The organism is Lewinellaceae bacterium, from assembly GCA_020636105.1.
Lineage (GTDB): Bacteria > Bacteroidota > Bacteroidia > Chitinophagales > Saprospiraceae > BCD1.
The window spans coordinates 964,965-988,416 of the sequence record JACJYL010000001.1 but is presented as its reverse complement, the minus strand read 5'-3'; the positions used below and the strand labels follow the sequence as shown (position 1 = coordinate 988,416).

Annotated in this window: 18 protein-coding genes; 11 read left to right on the top strand and 7 right to left on the bottom strand. The window is 42.0% G+C overall.

Features of this window, described 5'->3' with window-relative positions; translation table 11 throughout:
* The first annotated feature begins 70 nt into the window (after window positions 1–70).
* The gene (locus H6571_03545) at window positions 71–871 is read left to right on the top strand and encodes an NINE protein (protein ID MCB9322794.1); all 801 of its coding nucleotides are present in this window, start codon (window positions 71–73) and stop codon (window positions 869–871) included.
* A 568-nt stretch (window positions 872–1,439) separates the two neighbouring features.
* Window positions 1,440–3,065, top strand: a complete 1,626-nt coding sequence (locus H6571_03540) for an SDR family NAD(P)-dependent oxidoreductase (protein ID MCB9322793.1) — start codon at window positions 1,440–1,442, stop codon at window positions 3,063–3,065.
* 146 nt (window positions 3,066–3,211) lie between these two features.
* On the opposite strand, the gene H6571_03535 is transcribed toward H6571_03540, so the two are convergent.
* Window positions 3,212–4,504, bottom strand: coding sequence for a DUF4403 family protein (locus H6571_03535; GenBank protein MCB9322792.1), 1,293 nt, complete (start codon window positions 4,502–4,504; stop codon window positions 3,212–3,214).
* A gap of 241 nt (window positions 4,505–4,745) precedes the next feature.
* Between H6571_03535 and H6571_03530 the strand changes: the two genes are divergently transcribed.
* The 4 genes from H6571_03530 (at window position 4,746) to H6571_03515 (ending at window position 12,152) form a co-directional block, all read left to right on the top strand.
* The gene (locus H6571_03530) at window positions 4,746–6,494 is read left to right on the top strand and encodes a PDZ domain-containing protein (protein ID MCB9322791.1); all 1,749 of its coding nucleotides are present in this window, start codon (window positions 4,746–4,748) and stop codon (window positions 6,492–6,494) included.
* A 175-nt stretch (window positions 6,495–6,669) separates the two neighbouring features.
* The gene (locus H6571_03525) at window positions 6,670–9,816 is read left to right on the top strand and encodes a glycosyl hydrolase (GenBank protein MCB9322790.1); all 3,147 of its coding nucleotides are present in this window, start codon (window positions 6,670–6,672) and stop codon (window positions 9,814–9,816) included.
* A 226-nt stretch (window positions 9,817–10,042) separates the two neighbouring features.
* The gene (locus H6571_03520) at window positions 10,043–11,188 is read left to right on the top strand and encodes an acyl-CoA dehydrogenase family protein (GenBank protein ID MCB9322789.1); all 1,146 of its coding nucleotides are present in this window, start codon (window positions 10,043–10,045) and stop codon (window positions 11,186–11,188) included.
* Window positions 11,189–11,363: 175 nt separating this feature from the next.
* Entirely contained in the window at window positions 11,364–12,152 is a 789-nt protein-coding gene (locus tag H6571_03515) for a patatin-like phospholipase family protein (GenBank protein ID MCB9322788.1), read from the top strand.
* A gap of 200 nt (window positions 12,153–12,352) precedes the next feature.
* Here the strand turns inward: H6571_03515 and H6571_03510 are convergent, their stop codons facing one another.
* Window positions 12,353–12,850 (bottom strand): phosphoribosyltransferase, encoded by a 498-nt coding sequence (locus H6571_03510; GenBank protein MCB9322787.1) that lies wholly within the window; start codon window positions 12,848–12,850, stop codon window positions 12,353–12,355.
* A 117-nt stretch (window positions 12,851–12,967) separates the two neighbouring features.
* On the opposite strand from H6571_03510, the gene H6571_03505 reads away from it, so the two are divergent.
* From H6571_03505 to H6571_03495, 3 genes are all read left to right on the top strand, one after another.
* Window positions 12,968–14,314, top strand: a complete 1,347-nt coding sequence (locus H6571_03505) for a (Fe-S)-binding protein (GenBank protein ID MCB9322786.1) — start codon at window positions 12,968–12,970, stop codon at window positions 14,312–14,314.
* A gap of 115 nt (window positions 14,315–14,429) precedes the next feature.
* A complete protein-coding gene (locus H6571_03500; GenBank protein MCB9322785.1) occupies window positions 14,430–15,221 on the top strand; it encodes a (Fe-S)-binding protein in 792 nt (263 codons plus the stop codon).
* Window positions 15,222–15,306: 85 nt separating this feature from the next.
* The gene (locus tag H6571_03495; protein ID MCB9322784.1) at window positions 15,307–15,687 is read left to right on the top strand and encodes a rhodanese-like domain-containing protein; all 381 of its coding nucleotides are present in this window, start codon (window positions 15,307–15,309) and stop codon (window positions 15,685–15,687) included.
* A gap of 57 nt (window positions 15,688–15,744) precedes the next feature.
* Here the strand turns inward: H6571_03495 and H6571_03490 are convergent, their stop codons facing one another.
* Window positions 15,745–16,947, bottom strand: a complete 1,203-nt coding sequence (locus tag H6571_03490) for a phosphoglycerate kinase (protein MCB9322783.1) — start codon at window positions 16,945–16,947, stop codon at window positions 15,745–15,747.
* Between H6571_03490 and H6571_03485 the strand changes: the two genes are divergently transcribed.
* Window positions 16,946–17,086 carry a hypothetical protein gene (locus tag H6571_03485; GenBank protein ID MCB9322782.1) on the top strand — a complete coding sequence of 47 codons (141 nt, stop codon included), beginning with the start codon at window positions 16,946–16,948 and terminating at the stop codon, window positions 17,084–17,086. The two genes, H6571_03490 and H6571_03485, sit on opposite strands and share 2 nt — an antisense overlap.
* Here the strand turns inward: H6571_03485 and gap are convergent.
* From gap to mqnE, 4 genes are all read right to left on the bottom strand, one after another.
* The gene (gene gap, locus H6571_03480) at window positions 17,065–18,066 is read right to left on the bottom strand and encodes a type I glyceraldehyde-3-phosphate dehydrogenase (GenBank protein MCB9322781.1); all 1,002 of its coding nucleotides are present in this window, start codon (window positions 18,064–18,066) and stop codon (window positions 17,065–17,067) included. The two genes, H6571_03485 and gap, sit on opposite strands and share 22 nt — an antisense overlap.
* 275 nt (window positions 18,067–18,341) lie before the next feature.
* A complete protein-coding gene (msrA, locus tag H6571_03475; GenBank protein MCB9322780.1) occupies window positions 18,342–18,884 on the bottom strand; it encodes a peptide-methionine (S)-S-oxide reductase MsrA in 543 nt (180 codons plus the stop codon).
* Window positions 18,885–18,946: 62 nt separating this feature from the next.
* On the bottom strand, window positions 18,947–19,723 hold the full coding sequence (locus tag H6571_03470; protein ID MCB9322779.1) for a menaquinone biosynthesis protein: 777 nt from the start codon (window positions 19,721–19,723) through the stop codon (window positions 18,947–18,949).
* Between the two features lie 3 nt (window positions 19,724–19,726).
* Window positions 19,727–20,926 (bottom strand): aminofutalosine synthase MqnE, encoded by a 1,200-nt coding sequence (mqnE, locus tag H6571_03465; protein MCB9322778.1) that lies wholly within the window; start codon window positions 20,924–20,926, stop codon window positions 19,727–19,729.
* Window positions 20,927–21,625: 699 nt separating this feature from the next.
* Here mqnE and H6571_03460 point away from each other — a divergent pair.
* Window positions 21,626–23,446, top strand: a complete 1,821-nt coding sequence (locus H6571_03460) for a tetratricopeptide repeat protein (GenBank protein ID MCB9322777.1) — start codon at window positions 21,626–21,628, stop codon at window positions 23,444–23,446.
* The last annotated feature ends 6 nt before the right edge of the window (window positions 23,447–23,452 follow it).

Below are 23,452 nucleotides of genomic sequence, written 5' to 3'. Positions count from 1 at the left end.
AAACGGGTTTCAATTTCCACTTTTGGGCTATATTTATACCTTTAATCGAATTATTCGTTTTGAAGAAATTATGAAAAAGAAACATGTTGCCGGTATATTAGCTCTTCTCCTGGGAATATTTGGCGTCCACCGATACTACCTGGGACAACGTCTTTTAGGCGTCTTATACACCTTTGCCTTTTTTTTTACATTGATTATAACTGCGGAAGAAAATGTTCCTGCCGTAATGATTCCTGCCATCCTTGGATTTATTGATGCTGTTCTACTCTTTGTGATGCCCCAGGAAGATTTTGATGATCGTTATAATAAAAAGAGGCTGCAGCATACGGAGAGGAAGTTTGCCCACCAAAAAGCTGCACCTGTTCATCCACCGCTGGCGGCAGCCAGGCCTGTTACCTCAGAGCTACAATCCCTCAAAAAAAATGCCATTGAATTATTCAGGGATTATGAATTCGAAGAAGCAGCCGAAATTTTTCTTGAAGCCCTCCAATTAGCGCCCAATGATCCCTCAATTCATTTCAACCTCGCCTGTTGTTATTCAATGGTTGAAGAAGCAGATTCTGCTTTCAACCATTTGCAAAAGGCAGTTGAATGTGGTTTTGATGCGACGAAAAAGATTCATGTGCATACGGCGCTGGCCTATCTGCGTACTCATCCTGATTTTGATCGGTTTGTGGAAAACGGTTTCCGTATAGTCAAGGCCTTGCCTACCCCGCAGGCAAATATCCTGGATACTGCCCCAGTGCAGGAAATAAAAGAAGAAGATGACCTTTTGACCCAAATTTCCAAATTGGGAGACTTGCTTGAACAAGGCGTTTTAACCCAGGAAGAATTTGCACTTCAGAAGCAAAAATTGCTCGAGGATTTATAAACCAAGACTCTTTTGAACCTGAACTTTTATGTTATCTCCTTTTTATTGAAAATTTATTCCCTGTCGTGAAATATTTCAGGTGAAATTCATGTTGGTTGTATGGTATTATTTTAACCCCCGGGATATTATTATGACTGGTTTTTGCAACCAATAACTTTTTATATCGTAAAAGTTATCATATTATAATTTCGATTCTATCTTAAATAAAATTTTGGAGGCCTCATCGCAGTATTTCCTTTGAAAAAACCCCATTTGTAATTTTAGTTGGGTTTTAATAATGTCATTTTTAATGCTCAAGAAATCACAATGATTACCGTTTATTACCCAAATTAATTTATTAAAAAGACACTACCACCGATTTATTATGAAAATAGCTTTAGCTTATAATGAGGAAGACAGCCAACTCATTAAAAAACTTGAAACCGATTTAAGTCTTAGCGGATATTCATTTGTACATTTTAACTTTGGCAAGTCCAAACCGGATTTTTTATTATATGAATCACTGGCCGATTATCAATGGCCCATTCTTTTATTTGTAAGTGATAAATTCCTAAAGTCTGCCACAAGTATGACCGGCATACTTCAATTTTTTCAAAAAAAAGAAGACCAGATCTACCCGATTCTCTTACCACAGAAAAGTGGTGATGTTTCCACAGTACCGGATATAGAAAGAGTCGGGGGAATAATTAAATACATCAATTACTGGCAGGAGCATTACCTGGATCTACGCAAACAAAAAAAAGAATTGCACCTGGCGGATGAAGATAGTTTTAATGCTCATCTCAAGCGCATTCGTGAAATTTCAACAGAAGTGGGGGAGTTTTTACGTCAACTGAGAACCTCAACTTACTGTAATGTCTCTGAGTTTGAAGCTGCTGATTACGAAATATTCTTTGAATTCATTGATGATGTACCCGCCTGGGAGCAGTTTAAAAAGAAAAGAAAAAACACCTTGGAAAAAGAGGAGGAAGAAGTATCCGAAGCCAATATAGAAGATTTGCCCGTAGAAGTAGAACTGGCGGATATCCCTGGGTTTTCATTATTGCATCCGGAAGAAGATATTGAGGCGTCGACTGAACCTGAAGAAGAACCTGAAATAGCGAATCAGCCTGAATCCCTGGTGAGTGAATCTGTGCCGGAACCTGAGCATGAAGAAACACAGGCTGCTGAGGAGAAAGAAACGGTACCCAAAAAAAGGGATCCTGAACCGGAATTGTCAAAAGCTAAATCTCCGGAACCTTCTCAATCCAGGGAAAAGGAAGCTTCTTTTTCAGGCAAATCAGCGTCAGGAACAGGGGAAAAGCCAGCCCCTGATTCTGCAACCCAAAACGCACTTGATGCTTTACGTGATAATATCAACAGGCTGACCGTTCTGTTAAAGGAAAAGGAAGAGGCCGCCCAAAAGGTGATTAAATTACGCCCTGGCAACGATAAAAAAGTATTGATTACCGGCGGCACTTCCGGGATCGGTAAAGCAACTGCCGAATTATTCGCCCAGAATGGTTTTGAGGTTATCATTACCGGTCGGAGAAAAGATAGGGTAGAGGCTATTGCCAGGGAATTTTCAGAAAAATATGATACTACGGTCAAAGGGCTTGTTTTCGATGTGCGAAACCTGAAAGAGGTGGAAAAAGCCCTGAAGAGCCTCGGAGATGAATTGAATCATATTGATATTCTTATTAATAATGCAGGGAAAGCCAAAGGTTTTGACCCTATTCACGAAGGACATTTTGACCATTGGGAGGAAATGATCGATACCAATATCAAAGGATTATTGTATCTGACGCGCCTCGTGGCTCCTGCTATGGTGGCCAACCAAAAAGGACACATTATCAATATCGGGTCTATTGCCGGAAAAGAACCTTACCCTAATGGCAATGTTTATTGCGCCACTAAATTTGCGGTGGATGGGCTCACCAGGGCCATGAGAATGGACCTCCATAAACACAATATCCGGGTAAGCCAGATTTCTCCGGCGCATGTGGAAGAAACGGAGTTTGCTCTGGTGCGTTTCGATGGCGATCAGGAAAAAGCAAAGATTTATGAGGATTTTACTCCTGTTAATTCGCGTGATATTGCTGAAACGTTATACTTCATGGCTACTCGACCCCAACATGTCAACATCCTGGATGTGGTCATTCAAGGCACTCAGCAGCCTAGCGCTACCATCATCGACCGTTCGGGAAGGAAATAGAGCAACCCTGGGCGGGGAACATTCTTTAATTCCGGGAACCGGGGAGTCCGTGAGATTTGGAAAAATAAATTGACCTTTTTGGATGGGAAGCCGTGGCAAAAAGGTCAATTTATTTTAAAGCGTTTATAAGTTTGTTTGGGATATTTTTATTTGTCGGCACTCTTTTCCATTTTGATGCCGACTTCTCCCTCAATACCAATGATCATTTTTATGCCATCCGCCGATAGCCAGGCATTTTGAATACTGAGCTCATTCAGCTTTCCTTCAAGGAAAATGTTTTTGGAAAGTTCGTAATGTTCAAGTTGATCCTTGAGCATTTTTTCCATTTCCTTGAGGTTGTATTCCAGCAGAAAATTAAGATTTTCCTTGATCTGTTTTTTTAAGGTGCTTTTAAGAAGCCAGGCAGCTGACTTGTGCAGAAAATTTTTGGTGTCGAGGGTGAATTCGAGATCGTCAATATCAATTGATCCTTTTTCCGGGTCGTATGTAGGTTTTCCCGTTAGATAAATACTTCCCTTGTAACTGCCGGAGAGTTTGGTGTTCACAATAATATTGTTGCCCTGTCCATACATTTCAAGATCCTCAATGACCGCGTAGTATTTGCCTGATTCAAAGCGCTCCCCCAAAAGTTCTGTTTTGGCCATACTATCGGCCTGAGCGTAGGTGATCTCCGCCCCAATGTTCAGGGAAAAGTCATCCTTGTATTCACTGGCATATTGAAAATTCGGCAGTTTGGTCGATGCTGTTTTTACGGGTTCGGGGCGTGCGCCCATTTTAATATCGGGTCTTGCTTTGATAATAATGGTCATATTGATGGATTCATTATCCATTTGTGGTCGGGTTAAACCGAGGGATTCGGGGTTGACCGTCAGCCAGGAATTGTATTCCGGGGAGATGAGCAGAGGATCAAAAAGCCCCTTCCAGGAATCTGAAACCGTTTGACGGAGATTGAAGTTGGCCGCCACTTGTTCATCGATAGACTTTCCAATGAAACTACTACTCCTGTTGAGGATCAGGTCTCCGATAAAGCCTGCTGAAATCCTCAGACCTGCCACATTGATCGCTGGTTTTTTTGACCACACATAACTCAATACACTACTTTCTGTTTTGAGATTCCAATCTTTATCGATATCAAAAGCCGTCCGGAAAAACAGGCGGATAGAAGCGTCGGCTTTTACTACCCCTAAAGGTGTTTTATAATCGATTTGGAGATCCAGCGGGACGGAATACTTCAGGGCCATGATATCCGGAACAATGGTAAGGCGCTCGGTTTTGGAAGCCTTTATTTTCATATTGTCGCCGTCTTCGAAGGTGTTGTCTTCGTACAACAGTCCGTCAAATTGTTCATTTAACATTTTTTGCAGCTCATCAATTTTGATGCGAACAGGAATATGGATAAATGAAGTTTTTTCTTCAAAAAATGTTTCGTATTGTTCCATAGGACGGACGGGTTTTGTGGTTTTGCATGAAACGAATCCGATAAGAATACAAAAAATAAAGAGGGTAAAAGTAAAATCTCTTTGTTTCCAGGAACCGTGCATTGATAAATTATTTAAATTGGGTAATAGGATTTTTTGATATTAGTGGTCTTTTTAGGGTAATTTTGAAAAGTTCTTCGCAAAAGTGCAACCCTTTTCAGATAACAATGTCATTTATTAAGTTAATTAAAACCTCATCAAAATGCATCACAGAATTACTCTTCTCTGTCTGTTGGTATTGGGCTCTACCATTTTATCGGGCCAAAAAAACAATGAATCCTGCGATTCAGAAAAAGCTTATCTGGGGATTAATTATGCACTCCTTTCAAGCGAAAAAGCCAGTTTGCTGGGATTTAATAATCCTTATGGGGATTACGTGACAAAGGTAATAAAAAACACTGCCGCAGATAGAGACGGCATCCAGATTTTCGACTATATCTACGGTTTGAACGACTTTCGTGTGGGAAAGGATAATCATTTGGGGAAGGTCCTGAATAAATATCAGCCCGGCGATAAGGTGGTTTTTCATATTTACCGAAAAGGTAAAGCCTTGGCTGTCCCCGTTACCCTGGGTGTCCAAAGTGATGTCTTGGAAACTCCTGAATCTCAGGCTTTTTTTGGCGTGAGTCAGCATAGCGGGCATGAGGAAAATAAAAGCGGAGTTAAAATAAATGTGATCGAAAACTCCACAGCACAGGAAATGGGGCTTCAAAACGGTGATTTAATCCTGACGATCAATGCCTTCCCTATGATCACCTGGTCGGATATTACCACAGTGGTCGAGGCAATGGAACCGGGGGATAGGATCAAGGTCTCCTATATCCGGGAAGGACAGAAAATGAAAGGGGAAGCAACATTGAAATCGCTTGGGCAAACAAAGCAATATGTGGTGGTGAAACAAAAGACACAAGAAATGCCTTACCTGGGCATTCAATATGATCATCTTCCCAAAGAGAAAGCTAAAAAAATGGGAATCAATAATTTTTATGGAACCTATATCACTCTGGTTTATGAGCAAACGGCCGCCGAAAAAGCTGGCCTTATGGCTTTTGATTACCTGGTGGGGATTGATGACTATATTTTTGGAGCGGGCCAGGATCTGGCGGCGGTAATGCAAAAATACCGGGCGGGAGATAAGGCTGTTTTACATATTATTCGGGATGGAGGGGCGGTAGATCTTGATGTCGTTTTTGGAGATTTGTCAGATAAAAGGGACATGGTGGTCGATAAATGTAAAAAGGCTTTCTTTGGTATAATTCAGATCAATTCCAATGACAATTGGGAAGGGGTGGTGGTGGATATCGTAGCGAATTCAACAGCTGAATCTATGGGCCTGCAAAAAGGCGATATGATCCTGCAAATCAATAATCACCATACTTACGACTGGACGGACATCACCGCGGCGATTTACCAGCTAAAGGTGGGGGATAAAATTGAAGTTCAATTCCTTCGTAACGGAAAAACCATGAAAAAATCTGCTCCCATTAAATCTTATTGTGAAACCAAAAAAACAGAAGGGATCGGGGAGGCTGAGTTTATGGGTAAAGAGGTGGAATCCTGGTCGAGCAGCGCTCCACGTATGATGGAGGAGGGCGATCCGGTCGATATCAATAACGTTGACCTCATGATTTCAGATATTACCCTCCAGGAGGCCGAATTGATGCACTATAAAACAGAATCTTCGGATTTGCAGGTTGACTTTTTATCCATAAACCCTGATCCTGAAAGTGGAAAATTTTTGTTAGAATTCAATCTTTCCGGTATTGGAGATCTTAATGTTCGACTTCATAATGGAGCAGGGCGAGAGATCTATTCTTATGAAACTGCTGATTTTACCGGTCCTTTCTCCGACACGGTGAATATTTCCCAAAATGGAACCGGTAATTATTTTATAGAAATAACACATGGCGATAAATATCTCAGTAAAAAAATAACCCTTGCCGCATTGTGAAAAAGAAAGTACTGTCTTTTGCGGCAGGTTAAGAATCCAATCTTTTTTAAGATAGTTTTTTTGGGCCCTACTCAACGGAGTGGGGCTTTTTTTTTACCTTTGAAATGAACACTAATGTTTAGGAGTTGGATATTCCCAACAGACATTATTGATCTTTTACACAAAATTTGGAACGATGAAAAATGCCAGCTTTTATTTTAAACACTTCATTGCGCTTTCTTTTTTTCTTTTGTTGTTCACATTGAATGGTTTTTCTCAGAAAGAGTCAAAAGTCATTAGCTCTGCCGGATTCGATGAGGCTTTATTCGAAGCGCAACAGTGGCGTTGCATAGGTCCGTTCCGGGGAGGGCGTTCGGCTGCTGTGACGGGCGTTCCGGGAAAACCTAATCTTTTCTACATGGGGGCTACCGGAGGTGGCGTATGGAAGACCAAAGATGGGGGACAAAGCTGGGATAATATTTCCGATGGCTTTTTCGGAGGATCTATTGGAGCGGTTGCCGTAAGTGAATATGACCCTAATGTTATTTACGTCGGTGGGGGAGAGGTCACGGTGCGTGGTAACGTTTCTTATGGTTACGGAATGTGGAGATCCACAGATGCCGGGAAAACCTGGAAACATATAGGATTGGAAAACTCAAAGCACATTCCGCGAATCAGGATCCATCCCAGGAATCCTGACCTTGTTTATGCAGCAGTACTCGGGGATTTATTTAAGCCGAGCGAAGATCGCGGCGTTTATCGTTCCATGGATGGCGGAAAAACGTGGGATAAGGTGCTTTTTGTCAATGAAGATGCCGGGGCAGTTGATCTTTTACTCGACCCCAATAACCCGCGCATCCTCTACGCTTCTACATGGAGGGTGAGGAGAACCCCATACAGCCTATCCAGCGGGGGGGAAGGTTCTGCGCTTTGGAAAAGTACCGACAGCGGGACCACCTGGACCAATATTTCAGATAAGCCTGGCTTGCCGGAAGGCGTTTGGGGGATCAACGGAGTGGCGATATCTCCTTTGAATTCTGACAGGATCTGGGCTATAATTGAAAATGAAAACGGAGGTGTTTTCAGGTCGGATGATGGGGGTGAAAACTGGAATAAGGTGAATGACTCCCGTGATTTGCGGCAGCGGGCCTGGTATTATTCAAGAATATATGCGGACACAAAGGATGAGGACATTGTGTACGTGGTCAATGTAAGGTACCACAAATCAAAAGACGGTGGTAAAACGTTTACCGCCTATAATGCTCCGCATGGGGATCACCATGATCTCTGGATTGCTCCTGAAGACAACCAGCGCATGATCATCGCGGATGACGGGGGCGCGCAGGTCAGTTTTGACGGAGGGGAGAACTGGTCCACTGATCACAACCAACCAACAGCACAATTTTACAGGGTCGTCACGGATGAGCATTTTCCTTTCAGGATTTACGGAGCACAGCAGGATAATTCCACCGTAAGGATTGCCCACAGGACCACCGGCAACAGCATAGAAGAACGGGATTGGGAATCTACCGCAGGGGGAGAAAGTGCGCATATTGCCGTTTCTCCCGAGAACAATGATATTGTTTTTGGAGGCAGTTATGGAGGATTTCTTACGAGATACAATCACCAGACTCAGCAATCCCAGGGAATCAATGTCTGGCCGGACAACCCAATGGGATACGGAGCAGAAGGCATGAAATACCGCTTCCAGTGGAATTTCCCCATATTTTTCTCTCCTCACAATCCCCAAAAGCTTTATGCAGGATCGAATCACCTTCATGTCACCTATGATGGAGGCCAATCCTGGGAAATTATCAGCCCTGATCTCACCAGGAACGATTCCACCAAACTCGTATCTTCCGGTGGACCGATCACCCAGGATAATACCAGCGTAGAGTATTATTGCACCATTTTCGCAGCAATAGAATCGCCCTATGAGCAGGATCTTTTATGGACGGGTTCTGATGACGGCCTGGTACACGTCAGCCGTGACGGCGGAAAAAACTGGGAAAATGTTACCCCCAAAAATATGCCGGAATGGATGATGATCAACAGTATTGATGCCGATCCATTTACAAAGGGGGGAGCCTATGTTGCCGGAACACGTTACAAATCAGGTGATTATACTCCCTATTTGTACAAAACGGAAGATTATGGTAAATCCTGGCGTTTGATTACCAAAGGAATTGATAAGCAACATTTTACACGGGTACTACGGGCTGATCCCCATCGAAAAGGATTGTTGTATGCAGGCACAGAAACGGGTATGTATATTTCGTTTGATGATGGACAAAATTGGCAGCCCTTTCAATTGAATTTACCCATTGTCCCTATCACGGATCTCACTATTAAGGACGATCACCTCATCGCCGCTACCCAGGGCCGAAGTTTTTGGATGATCGATGACCTGACGGTTTTGCATCAGTTGAGTGATCAGGATAAATCCACGGCCATTAAACTTTTTCAACCCAGGCCTTCCATCAGGATGCAAGGCGGGCAGAATAAAAAGAATGTTCATGAAGGCTTGAATCATCCCGGAGGCGTTATGGTCAATTTCTACCTGAAAGAAACTCCGGCTGATTCTGTTGAGGTTTCGCTAACTTTTTTGGAAATGGAAGGGGATACCATTCGAACTTTTTCCAATAAAGCAAAGGAAAAGAAAGATCAACTGGAGTTGAAAAAAGGCGGGAACATGTTTCGTTGGGATATGAAGTATCCCGATGCCAAAAAATTTGAAGGGATGATCCTGTGGTGGGCGAGTATGTCCGGTCCCCTGGCCTTGCCGGGCTTCTACAAGGTAGTTTTAAATGTAGGAGGCGAAATTCAGGAGCAGACTTTTGAAATCATTAAGAATCCTCTTTCCGAAGCTTCCTCCGATGACTTGTTGGCTCAATTTACCTTTTTAAAAGAATTAGGAGATAAAGTGACGGAGGCGCACAAAGCCATTATCGATATCCGTGATATTAAAGAGCAGCTGTCGAATATAACCAAACGCCTGAAAGACGAAGCCGATAAAAAAGAAATTATTGACCAGGCGAAGGAGATCGAAAAAGAGTTGTCAAAAGTGGAAGAGACTTTATACCAGACAAAAAACAGGAGTGGGCAGGATCCGTTAAATTTTCCTATACGCTTAACCAATAAACTGGCACACCTGAATTCCTTAAACAGCATGGGCGATTTCAGGCCAACGGAACAATCTTATGACGTCAAAAATGAATTGACCAGGGAAATTGACGATCAAATCAGGGAATATGAACGCATACGCAATGAGGCCCTTCCCGGCTTCAATGAATTGATCAAAAAGTTGGGAATCAATGCTGTGTTGTTGAATGAATCTATTTGATTTTAGTTAAGGAAGCGATTGAAGGGAAACAAAAATGCATTGCAAAAAAAAGACAAAGGCTAACCCCGAAGCGGTGAAAAGCCGGCAGGACTTTACGGGTTCCTGAATAATATGATTATCTTCGCGGTCTGAATAATTGTGGTGTAAACTATTCCATGGGAAAATTGTTTTACCCCTGAAAATATGGCCTATTTTTTTACGATAAATCATTTCTTACTTTAGACAAATGGATACACATACGATTGAAAATTTGGATTTAATAGTAGATAGCGCACGTGATTTCGCAGAGAAGCACATCCGTCCTCACGTAATGGAATGGGACGAGGATCAGATTTTCCCTGTGGACTTGTTTCATAAAATGGGGGAACACGGATTTATGGGCGTTTTAGTGCCCGAAACCTACGGTGGTTTTGGCCTTGGATACCAGGCATATGTTTCGATTCTCGTTGAGATATCAAGGGTTTGCGGTTCGATAGGATTGTCCGTCGCGGCACATAATTCACTGTGCACCAATCATATTTTGGAATTCGGTAACGAAGAACAAAAACAAAAATATCTCCCTAAACTGGCAAGTGGCCAATGGATAGGGGCATGGGGATTAACGGAGCCCAATACCGGGAGTGACGCAGGAAGAATGCAATGCGTGGCTAAAAAAGAAGGCGAATATTACATCCTTAATGGCTCGAAGAACTTCATTACCCATGGTAAATCCGGGAATGTGGCCGTAGTGATTGCGCGTACTGGAGAACCGTTGGATAGCCGTGGTATGACGGCCTTTGTCATTGAGAAAGGAACCCCCGGGTTCAGGGCCGGTAAGAAAGAGAATAAATTGGGCATGCGGGCCTCCGAAACGGCCGAATTGATCTTTGACAATTGTCGTGTTCACGAAAGCCAGGTGCTGGGAGAAGTCGGGGAAGGGTTTGTGCAATCCCTGAAAATTCTCGATGGAGGAAGGATTTCCATCGCTGCGCTTTCTCTGGGAATTGCTAAAGGAGCTTTAGATGCTTCGGTACAATATTCGCAGGAACGGCACCAGTTTGGCAAGCCCATCGCTGCTTTCCAGGCCATCAGTTTTAAACTGGCTGAAATGGCGACCAAGATAGAAGCCGCCGAGTTGCTTACCCGCAAAGCCGCGAAAATGAAAATGGCCGGAGAAAAGACGACCAAGATCTCGGCTATGGCAAAATTTTATGCCTCCGAAACGGCAGTGGAAGTTTCCACAGATGCCATCCAGATCTTTGGTGGTTATGGTTACACTAAAGATTACCCTGTTGAAAAATTCTTCAGAGATTCAAAATTATGTACCATTGGAGAGGGAACAACAGAGATTCAGAAACTGGTGATCTCCCGCGAGTTGTTGAAAGACCAATAGGTTAGATTTCGTTCTTCCAGGATGCTTTTTCCCTCTTTCAAGACTAGGTGCTTATACTTTGATGAATATAAGGCTTAAAGGAGCTTTCATTGCAATTAATTAGCTATTATTTATAACTATTGAGGTAATAAATCGTTTTCAGGTAATTAGGTATTTTTGAACGAATAAAATATCCATGAAAATAGGCATTAGTCTTTCAGGAGGAGGAGCGAGAGGAATCGCCCACATCGGTGTTTTGAAAGCGCTGGAGGAAAATGGGATCTACCCAGATGTTATTTCCGGGGCCAGTGCCGGGGCCATTATCGGGACGTTTTATGCCTCAGGCATGACGCCCGATCAAATATTTCAATTGGTTCGCAAAAGCAGCCTGTTGAGGTTATTTACCGTTGGCATTCCCAATAGGGGGATTTCAAAACTGACCTACCTGAGGAGCCTCCTGGAAAAGAATATCGCTTCAGATACTTTTGAGGGCCTGCCCAAACCACTCATAGTTTCCATTTCCAATTTAAATACCGGACAAACAGAGGAGATCGACAAAGGCCTCCTTTATGATGTGATCGTGGCCTCAGCAAGTATTCCGCTGGTTTTTCAACCCGTTGAAATTGGAGGCCAGGTTTTTGTCGACGGAGGGTTGTTAAACAATATGCCAATGAACCGTTTGCGGAAAAAGGCTGATTTCATTATCGGCGTAAATGTAATGCCGGATATTCAGATCGATAGCGGCTCTTTTGAATCTACCTTTGCTGTGGCTACCCGCTCTTTCCAGCTTTCCGTTATTGCCAATACACGCCCTAATTTCAAATATTGTGATGTACTCATAGAACCTGAAAAAGTGCATCCTTTTCATGTTTTTCAGCTTAGTAAATATAGAGAAATATGCGAGATAGGATACGAAAAAACCTTGTCTTTAATCCCAGAGATCAAAGAAAAAATTGAAGCCTCTAAAGTGCAAGGGCATGTTTAGCAGGCAGCCTTCCGGAAGATTTTATATTAAAGTGCAGCCTTGAAGTTTCTCAAACTTAAAAAAAAACTTCATTCCCTTATTCCCGGCAGGAATAATAAGTAATGATTCTAGAATTCCAGGCCTTTCACGACCTTTTAGGTACGGGATGCTCCATTTGCGACCATTGCGGTTAAAAAAATTTCGATCCTGTATAGCCAAAATCAATTGAGGAATACTCCCAAATCATCAGGATTGCTCAAATCAACCTTTATGTTCTCCTTGAGCGTAGTGGCGAGTGACAAACCATAATAATCGATATTTACCGGAAAGGATTTATGGGTCCGGTCAACAAATACCACCGTTTCTATCCTTTTGGGCACCACTTCCAGAAAGGGTTTGAATGCATAAAATAAGGTCCTGCCGGTATTGGCAACATCATCCACCAGGATGATTACTTTTCCTTTTATTTCATCCTGAGTAATACCTATAGTAATCTCATTTCCCGTAGGGTTAGCCGGATTTAATCTTAAGTTGGCCAGGGCTAATTTGGGGGTGGATTTCATCTGTTCCAATTCCGCCATGATCAGTTTGGCCAGCGTCATACCACTATTGTTGATTCCGACCATAAGGATTTCCTGTTCCTCGTAGTTGTTTTCGAGAATTTCTATGGCCAGTCTTTTTAATTTCTGGCAGATGGTGCGGTGATCCAGTACTTTCATGGGTAATTGCTTTATTAAGCACAAAAATATCCTGACAAAGGTATAATAAAAAATTTGAGTGGAATATTTTAAATAAATTGATTTGGGTTGTATTTTGAGGCAAATAATAAAAAACAGATGATACAGCAAATTGTATTTGGAATAGTATCGGTTGCGGCTTTGGGTTTTGCCGGCTGGCAGTTTCTCCGGATCAGGAAAAATATCATGCTGGGCCAACCTGAGCCGACTTTGGGGGATAAAGGGCAGCGATGGAAAAATGTTCTGCTGATCGCCCTGGGACAGGGCAAAATGTTCAACCGCTGGGTTCCGGGTGTTATGCATCTTTTTATTTACGTGGCCTTTCTCATAACACAGATCGAACTGATAGAAATATTTATAGATGGCTTTGGAGGCGGTCACCGGTTTTTTGCTCCAATCCTGGGCGGTTTTTATACTTTTGTCATCAGTTTTATTGAAGGGATCAGCGTACTCGCTTTTGTGGGAACCATCATCTTTCTCTCGCGTAGAAATTTACTGAAATTGCCCCGTTTTCAAAGCGCCGAGATGAAAGGATGGCCATTCCGGGATGGAAACCTAATCCTTATTTTTGAAATTTTATTGCTGATCGGTATTTTTAGCATGAATGGCGCGGATACCGTCCTTCAATCCATGAACGCGGAACATTACCCGGATACGGGCAAATTGTTGGTGAGCAGTTGGTTTGGTCCTGCCGTTTTTGGAAATCTTGACCTCGGAACACTGCATGTTATTGAAAGGTTTGGCTGGTGGTTGCACCTGATCATGGTTTTTGTCTTTTTGAATTATCTGCCAAAATCGAAACACCTTCACCTCATTCTTGCTTTCCCGAATACCTGGTATGCTTCGTTGAAACCTCGCGGTGAAATGGAAAACATGCCGGTGATTATGAATGAAGTGAAAAGCATGATGGGCCTTTCGGTGGAAGGAGGGGAGCAAATGCCCATAGAGGAAGTATTGCCTGATTTTGGGGCCAATGACATTACCGGGTTGAGCTGGAAAACTCTCCTGGAGGCATACACCTGCACGGAATGCGGGCGCTGTACCTCGGTTTGCCCGGCCAGCATCACCGGCAAAAAATTATCTCCGAGGAAAATCATGATGGATATTCGTGACCGGACGGAGGAAGTGGCCGTCAGGATCGAAAGCGGTAACATGGAATACGCAAAAGACAAAGAGAAACCTTTGAGTAAGGATAATTTCGATGACGGGAAGAGCTTGTTTGATTATATTTCCAAAGAGGAAATTCACGCTTGCACGACCTGTAATGCCTGTGTCGAGGCTTGTCCGGTATTGATCAAACCTGTTGACCCGATACTGGAACTTCGGCGGTATGAAATCCTGACACTTTCCGAAGGGCCTTCCGACTGGCTTCCTTTGTTCAATAGTATAGAAAACGGAGGGTCAGCCTGGGCGATGAACGTGGAAAGGGATGCCTGGCGTAAATAAAGCAATTCATTTTAAATTACCCTGGGTGGGGTAAAAGGTGTTGAAATGGTTAAACTGTTTTTTTGTTTAATGGTTGAAAATTGAAGCCTGACTCCTCCCTGAAAAAACATAAAAAATGTCACAAAATTTGAATGTTCCCACTATGGCGGAAATGGCAGCCGAGGGCAAATCACCTGAAATCCTGTTTTGGGTAGGATGTGCCGGCAGTTTTGATGATCGCGCCCAGAAAGTTACCCGGGCCTTTTGTGAAATTTTAAATAAAACAGGCGTGGATTTTGCCATCCTGGGAAGTGAGGAACAATGTACCGGCGATCCGGCAAGAAGAGCGGGAAACGAATTTATTTTTCAAATGACCGCCCTGACGAATATAGAGACTTTGAAGATGTATAACGTCAGGAAGATCGTTACGGCCTGCCCGCACTGCTTTAACAGCCTTAAAAATGATTATCCTGCCTTGGGGGGGAATTATGAAGTATTGCACCATACCCAGCTTTTGCAGCAATTGATCGAGGAAGGGAAGTTGAAAATGGAAGGCGGGGGTACTTTTTCCGGCAAAAAAATAACCTACCATGATTCCTGCTACCTGGGTAGAATAGGAGGGGAGTACGAAGCGCCCCGGGCCGTGTTGGAGCAACTGGATGCCGATTTGGTGGAGATGAAACGCTCAAGAGCCAACGGCCTGTGTTGTGGCGCCGGTGGTTCGCAGATGTGGAAAGAAGATGAACCCGGCGACAGGAGGATCAATACGGAACGCGGAGAGGAAGCCATCAATACCGGGGCTGAAATTGTGGCCGCGAATTGCCCTTTTTGTCTCACCATGCTCGAAGATGGAATCAAGGAAAAAGAGAAGCAGGATCAGGTGATGGTCTATGACCTCGCCGAATTGATTTTGAATAATATGAAATAACCGGGATGGAGATGCCTTAGGAAAAACTTCTTGTATGGAAGCCTTTTTTTGGGCCCGCGGTTTTGAGTAATCGAACAATTTTTAAATGGAAAAAACAGTTTGTAAAACTTCTTTTTGGTCCCTGCTGAAGGCCCAGTTGAATAATTTGAACCCGGAAGAATTTGCCTCTATGCTTTCCCAGGATCCGGCTGCTGTTTTAATCGACGTGAGGTCTCCTGAAGAATTCACCCTGGGAAGTTTTCCCGGCGCCTTGAATATTAACTATTCCTCCGGTGATTTGTGGGATCAGTTGGAAGCACTGGATAAAAACAGGAAAATTTTCGTTTTTTGTCGCTCCGGTCGCCGCAGCATAAGGGTTTGTACCTTATTGAAAAACGGAGGGTTTGATGAAGATGAGATTTTTAACCTTGATGGAGGATTGAATTCTTTTCAAAAGTATTATGATTTTGAGCTAAACAAAATATAAAACATGGGTTCAGCCAGCATTTTCCTTCAGGAAAAATACTGGCTGAACTGCTCTCCCTTAATTCAAAATGGCACCGATTCCCGGTAATTCTTTACCTTCCAGGAATTCAAGCATAGCGCCACCTCCTGTGGAAACATAGCTTACTTTTTCAGTCAATCCTAATTGGTTAATAGCGGCCACAGAATCGCCGCCGCCAATCAGTGAAAATGCTCCTTTGGAAGTGGCTTCCGCTACTTTTTCGGCAATCGTTTTTGTTCCGGTGGCAAAGGCCGGCATTTCAAAAACACCCATTGGTCCGTTCCAAAGTAACGTTTTGGAATCAAGGATTACCTTAGAAAAAGTTTCTATAGCCTTCGGGCCTATGTCGAGTCCCATCCAGCCGTCCGGAATTTCCATATTTGATTTGATCTCCGTTTGGGCATCATTGCTGAATTTATCTGCGATGATCGAATCTTCCGGCAGATAAATTTGTACTCCTTTGGCTTTTGCTTTTTTGAGCAGTTCCAGGGCGAGGTCAAGTTTATCTTCTTCGACAAGGGAGTTTCCTGTTTTTCCGCCCTGTGCCCTAAAAAAGGTATAAGCCATGCCGCCGCCGATGATTAGGTTGTCTACAAATTCAAGCATGCGATCCAGCAGCAGGATTTTGTCAGACACCTTCGCCCCGCCGGTAATCGCGGTCAATGGCCTTTCCGGATGGTTAAGAACCTTATTGGCATTGGTGATCTCTGCCTCCATCAAAAAGCCAAAAGACTTGCTTTCTTTGTTGAAATACTTAGCCATTACCGCGGTTGAGGCGTGGGCTCTGTGGGCAGTTCCAAAGGCGTCATTAACGTAAACGTCTCCAAGTGCGGCGAGTTTTTTTGAAAAATCTTCATCCCCACTGGTTTCCCCCTCGTTAAAGCGTGTATTCTCAAGTAGTAAAATGGATCCCGGTTTAAGTCCGGCACTCATAGCAGTCGCTTTTTCTCCAACTGTTTCGGGACAAAACTGAACCGCCACTCCTGTCAGTTTGGAAAGATGGGGGACAAGGTGTCTTAAGGTAAATTTTTCGACATCAATGCTGCCGTCGGCTTTGAGTTTTTTCAAAGGACGACCGAGGTGGGACATCAAAATTACCGATCCTCCCTGATCCAGTATAGCTTTTATGGTAGGTACGGCAGTCCTGATGCGGGTGTCATCGGTTATTTCGAATTGATTATTCAAGGGTACGTTGAAATCGACACGCACCAAAGCTTTTTTATCTTTAAATGGAAGATTCATGAGTTTGGAAATTGGAATGAAGGCTGCGCTGGACAAGGTTCAGAAGCTGGCCAATGGAATAAAAGAAGAAAGGAATCCCGGACGATTCCGAAATCCCTTTCTTTATGTTTGTTTTTATTACTTAGTACAGATCATGTGAGCCAGATCAGCCAAACGAGCTGAATAACCGGCTTCGTTGTCATACCAGCTGATGACTTTCAGTAAATTTCCTTTTACAGCGGTCATTTGCGAATCAAAAATGGAAGAGTATTTGCTGCGGACGATATCGCTGGAAACGATAGGATCTTCAGTGTATTGTAAAATGCCTTTCATTGGGCCGCTTTCTGCAGCAGCTTTGAATTTGGCATTTACCTCTTCCACAGTAGCTGCTTTCTTAAGCGTCACGTTTAATTCGATCATTGAGCCTGTAATAACCGGTACGCGAACTGAAATAGCAAACAATTTGCCACCAAAACCTGGAATGACTTTGCCTACTGCATCAGCAGCACCGGTACTGGTAAGTACCATATTGTAAGCAGCAGCACGGGCACGACGGAGATCTCTGTGTGGAGAATCCTGGAGGTTCTGATCAGAAGTGTAAGCGTGAATAGTCGTCATTGATCCGGTTTCAACGCCCCAGTTGTCTTCAAGAATTTTGGCAACGGGTGCAAGACAGTTGGTGGTACATGATGCATTGGAAAAAACATTTGCACGACGATCAAGGTCATGACCGTTGACGCCCAATACTATGGTCTGAATGCCTTCTCCTTTTCCTGGAGCAGAAAGCAGTACATCTTTAGCTCCTGCTGTGAGGTGTTTGCTTGCTGCCTCCTTAGTAGTAAAAATTCCGGTACATTCAAGCACCAAATCTACACCCAATTCTGCCCAGGGAAGATTTTCTGGGTTGCGCTCTGCATAAGCATGGATGGCTTTGCCATTGATGATTAACGAATTTTCGGTGGCACTGACGGTTCCGTCAAATGGACCCTGTGCTGAGTCATACTTTAACAGGTATGCCAGTGTTTCGTTATCCGTTAAATCGTTGATCGCAACGATTTCAATATCGTCTTTTTTCAGAAGGTTTCTTAATGTTAAACGACCTATCCGGCCAAACCCGTTAATCGCAATTTTTTTAGACATGGTAAGAAGTTGATTTAATTAAAAATTGAAAGTGTAAAAGTAACACAAACGCAATTAAATTGCAATGTAAAGGTACAAAAAAAAGATATTTATTTTAGAATCTAAACTAACTAAGTTTAATGAATAAATATTAATGTTTTACAGCGTTTGTTATCTGGATTCAAGGCATTAGAATGGATTAATCCAGCGCCTTTATTAAGTCTTCGGAAAATGAAACGTGATTATGTTACGAAACCTAAATTTTGAAATAAATCTGAATCACCCAAAAAAATCAACTAGCTTTCTTTTTTTAATTTTTCTGCAAATTGTTTCCTGAATTTTGTCACTTTAGGAGTAATAACGAAGGAACAATAAGGATTTCGTGACCCTGTTTTTTCATAATATCCCTGGTGGTAATTTTCTGCCGGAAAAAATTCATGGAGTGCACTGATTTCTGTTACCACAGGGTCATCCCATATCTTTGGAGCAATTACTGATTTGGATTGTTCCGCAAACTTTTTTTGTGTTTCATTATGATAAAAAATAACGGATCTGTACTGTGGCCCAACGTCATTCCCCTGCCTGTTCAGGGTAGTGGGATCATGAATAGTCCAGAAAACATCCAGGATTTCCGAAAAAGAAATTTTTTCAGGATCGAATTTGACCTGGACGACTTCAGCATGATCCGTAGTGCCGGAACAAACATCTCTGTAATTAGCGGTAGCTGCTGTTCCACCTGCATATCCGGAAACAATCGATTGAACGCCCTGGAGTTGTTCATAAACGGCCTCAAGACACCAAAAACAACCTCCACCGAGGGTAGCTAATTCAAAATTCATTGTGAATGTTATGGTTTGTGTTCAGTTTTAAAAAAAAAGCTAAATGGATAAATAACCATAAATCAACAAACCAGACTCTTTTTTGTTGCTTCAGACAATGAATCGCCGCTGATGGAATTTAAAAATAAAGCAAGGCTTTCCCTTTTTTGAAGATCCAGTTCATAGCTGATATTGTGGGTAAAATAAGCTTCGAGGTCGAATTCCTGTGTAGGGAGTAAATAAATCAGTTGCGGGATGGCAGCGACTCCTTTTTTCATCGCTTCATTGAATTGGCGGATAAAAGCAGGATTCAACGTACGGTTACTTACCCAGGCAGCAAAAACGAAAGAAAGACCGGTATGCTTTTGCCACAATTCCCCCAGGTCGTAAATAAAGGGATATTGACTATCGAGTCCTATTGTCCTGTCCCCGATAATGAGGCCCCCGGTTTTTTTGCTTATTTTAGTTTCGTATCCGGGGGGTGCCGGGATAAGTTTGGGAGATAATTTCCAATAGTCTTTTAACAACAATTTGGTCAGTTCCACGGAAGTTCTCGAGTGGTAATCCAGGTAAATGGCCTCCATTTCCTCAATAGGACAATCGCCGTAAATGCATACGGTTTTTACCTTGCCATTAGCTCCGATACAATAATCGGTGATAATTTCAGCATGTTCGATTTCAGGAATTGCCGCCACCGGAATGAGCCCCAGGTCTGCCTCTCCTGAATTGAGTTTTTGGGCACAAACTGAAGGGATGTCCAGTTGGAGTTCAATTTGACCGGCGATACTACTATTGAGAATACCGTAAAGCAGTGGCTTGGTATTCAGGTAACTAACGGCAGTAACTTTTATTTTGTCCATATATTAATTATTGACCACAGGCAGGGAAACGTATCCTTTATAGACCTTATCATCCTCAAACTGATAATCAGTAAAATCCCTGACGATGTTGTATAAAGTATCTCTTTCCTTTGCAACATACCCTGCACTCCGGATGGTTTTGACCAAATCTTCTGTACTCATTGCCGGGTTTTGTTCTTCAGATCCTGCCATAGAATATATTTTGGTCGTATCGTCAATGGTGCCGTCAAGGTCATCCACACCAAAATCCAGAGATAACTGTGCGGTCGTCCTTCCGATCATGGGCCAATAGGCTTTGATGTGATCAAAATTGTCGAGAAAAATACGGCTGATGGCGTAGTTTCTAAGGTCTTCGACAACGCTTACTTCTGGAACATGGGACATTTCATTGTTTTTATTCCTGAATTTAAGAGGAATGAAAGTTTGAAATCCACCGGTTTTATCCTGCAATGCTCTGAGCCTGTTCATGTGATCAATCCTTTGCTCAAAAGTTTCTACATGCCCGTATAAAATGGTTGCATTGGAGCGTAACCCCATTTCATGCCAGATCTCATGAATCCGCAACCATTCTTCTGAGCTGCATTTTCCTCCTGCAATTTCGTCCCTCAGGGCTTCGTCAAAAATTTCAGCACCTCCTCCAGGTAAGGAATCCAGCCCTGCTTCGTGCATCGCTTTCATCCCTTCTTCATAGCTGATCTTCGCCTTTTTGAAAATATAATGATATTCAACCGGCGTAAGTGCTTTAATATGCAATTCAGGGCGATGTGCTTTTATTTGTCGATATAAAGTGGTGTAAAAATCAAAATCATATTGCGGCAAAACGCCTCCGACGATATGCACCTCTGTGACAGGCTGATCGTCATATTTTTTAACCATCTCCATGATTTCATCTATGGAATATTCCCAACCCTCACCCCTTTGTTTGATCATTCTGGAATAGGAGCAAAATTTACAGGTATAAAGACACACATTGGTGGGCTCGATATGAAAATTTCGGTTGAACCAGGTCGTTTTCCCGTTCTTTTCCTGTCGAACAAAGTTGGCCAGACTGCCCACAAAAGCAAGAGAACCTTTTTCAAATAGAAGAACACCCTCTTCTGTGGTAATTCTTTCATTTTTTGAAACCTTTTCGGCAATTATCCGTAATTCCTTAGGTAGCTTTTTATCGTTTATAACAGCGTTTAAATTAGTTATTGCTTTCATATTATCAAAGTTAATACCATATTTCGAAATTTTCAAAAAAAAATGAAAATAAAAATAGGAGGAAAAATTTTCGCAAAATTACACTAATCGATGAAGGCATTAAAATATTGCATTGAAAATTTATGATCATAAAGCTAAACCCGCGGTGATTTTAATAAAAAAATGACAAAATTTTCTAAATAATTCCAGGTAATGAAGAGCAGAATATTAAATAAACAGAATGTGCCCATTCGAGAGGGGTAGGGGAAAGACTGTTTTTTTTATTACCTTTAATATGGAAATTAATAGTTTAGCCCTAAACAGGTTAATTCAACTGCTATGAGTTTTTTCAAAAAGCCGATTATTCTTTTTCTTGTTTGTTATGCCTTTGTTGCCCATGGCCAGGATCGCCTGCAGGTTATTGACAGCCTGAAATTGCGGATTAAAAGTGTGACTACAGACACAGCCAAAGCCAAATTGTTTATTCGCTTGGGAGATTTGTATTATTCTGCTGATCCTGATAGCGCATTGATTTTTTTAGAAGAAGGCATTATACTTGCCCAAAAGGCTTCTGATAATAATCTGTTAGCGGAAGCAAGCCTGATTCAAGGGTCGGCCTATTGGGCCAAATCGGATCATTTTTCAGCTTTGGAATATTATTTGCTGGCAAAAGATAAGTTTGAGGCCATTCACAATGAAAGCGGATTGATCCGAAGTTACATGAATATTGGTTATGCCAACCATGTTCTTGGAAATATTGACGAGGCGTTAAAGTACACTCAGGAAGGGCTGGCACTTGCTCAAAAAGCAGAGATCAAAGACAGTATCAGGATTGCCGGTTTTTATCAGAATCTTGGCCTGATCAGTGAAAAACAGGAGAATTACAGCCAAGCCCTCGAATACTATTTTGCCAGCCTGAGGATTAAGGAGAAAAGCGCTCACATTGATAAGCGTTCTTTAGCTAAAACGCTAGATGGAATTGCCGGGGTTTACAATTATATGGAGAATTATGAAAGCGCCCTTGAATTTTATAAACGAGCGTTGTCCATCCGCCAGGAAATGAATGATATTATTGGGGTTTTTTCCAGTAGTTATAACCTTGGGATAGTTTACCAGGGACAGAATCAATTTGAATTGGCACGTATTTATTATCAAAAGGCTTTAATGTTAGCCGAAGAATTGGAAAATGAGGGCTTTTCCGCCTATTGTTATGATGCCTTGGGGGATTTGGAGAAAAAGGAAGGTAATTTTGCTATGGCGATTGATTATATCCGAAAAAGTCTGGATACCCGGAGGAAAAACCCCCAATCCCAAACTTATGCTCATACCCTATACAATCTCAGTGAAGCATATTTTGACGCAGGAGATCTTTCATTAGCCTTAAAATATGCCGAAAAATTTAAAGAAGTAGCTGATTTTGCAACTCTGGAAGACCGCGAAGAAATTTTTCGTTTGATAGCGAACATTTACGAAAAAAACGGCAAGTTTAAAAAATCACTTGAAGCCCTAAAAAGCGCGGAAGCAATGCGTGATAGTCTTGAACAAAGGGCTAATTCGAATCTTTTAATGGAGTTGAATGCAAAATATAACCAGGATTTGGCACGTGCTGATGCGATTCATGAAAAAGAAAAGGAATTTCAGTTCCTGGAGGTAAAGGCAAAAAACAGATTTATTGCCCGGTTGACTATTGCCTTGGTATGTATTCTGATACTTTTGTTTGCGCTTTTTTTGAGTAACCTTCAAAGAAAAAAAATAAATGCCCGTCTTGTCAAAAGTAATGAGGAATTAAATGAAAGTTATCAAAAACTGGCCGATGCCAATCAGGAATTAAACGCTGTAAACAGGCAATTGGAAGTGAGTAATAATAGTTTGCAACAATTTACTTTCGCCGCTTCTCATGATTTGAAAGAATCATTGCGATCGGTAATTAGTTTTTCTCAAATTCTCGGAGCAAAAAATAAGGACATTAAAGCGGGGGCCGAAAATGATAAAAGCCTCACTTTTATAAGAGAAAGTAGCTTGAGGATGAGCAAAACTCTGGATGATTTACTCAATTATGCTAACCTTAGTGCTGACTTGAAAACCAGAAAACTGGTGGATATTAATAATATTTTTCATGAGTTAAAAAATCATTTTTTCAGTGATAGAGAAGTAGATTTTTCTTTAATTTGTGAGGAGAATCTAGGATACATTTTAGGCAATCCCGTTTTAATAAAAAATTTATTTTTCAATATTATCGATAATTCGATTAAGTTTGCCTCAGAAAAAAGACCCCTTGTAATTATTGTTCGTGGGCAACATTTTCATAATAACGGGTGTCTGTTTTCTTTTAAGGATAATGGTAAGGGAATTGAAAAAGATTATCTTGATTATATTTTCAAACCATTTAAACGGCTTAATAATAGAGATTCCAGTGGGTCTGGCTTAGGACTTTCAGTTTGCAGGAAAATAGTCGATATCTACGGAGGAAAAATATGGGCTGAGTCTGTATTAGATGAAGGAACTACTATTTTTGTTGAATTTAATGATTGTAAAGCTTAGATTTTA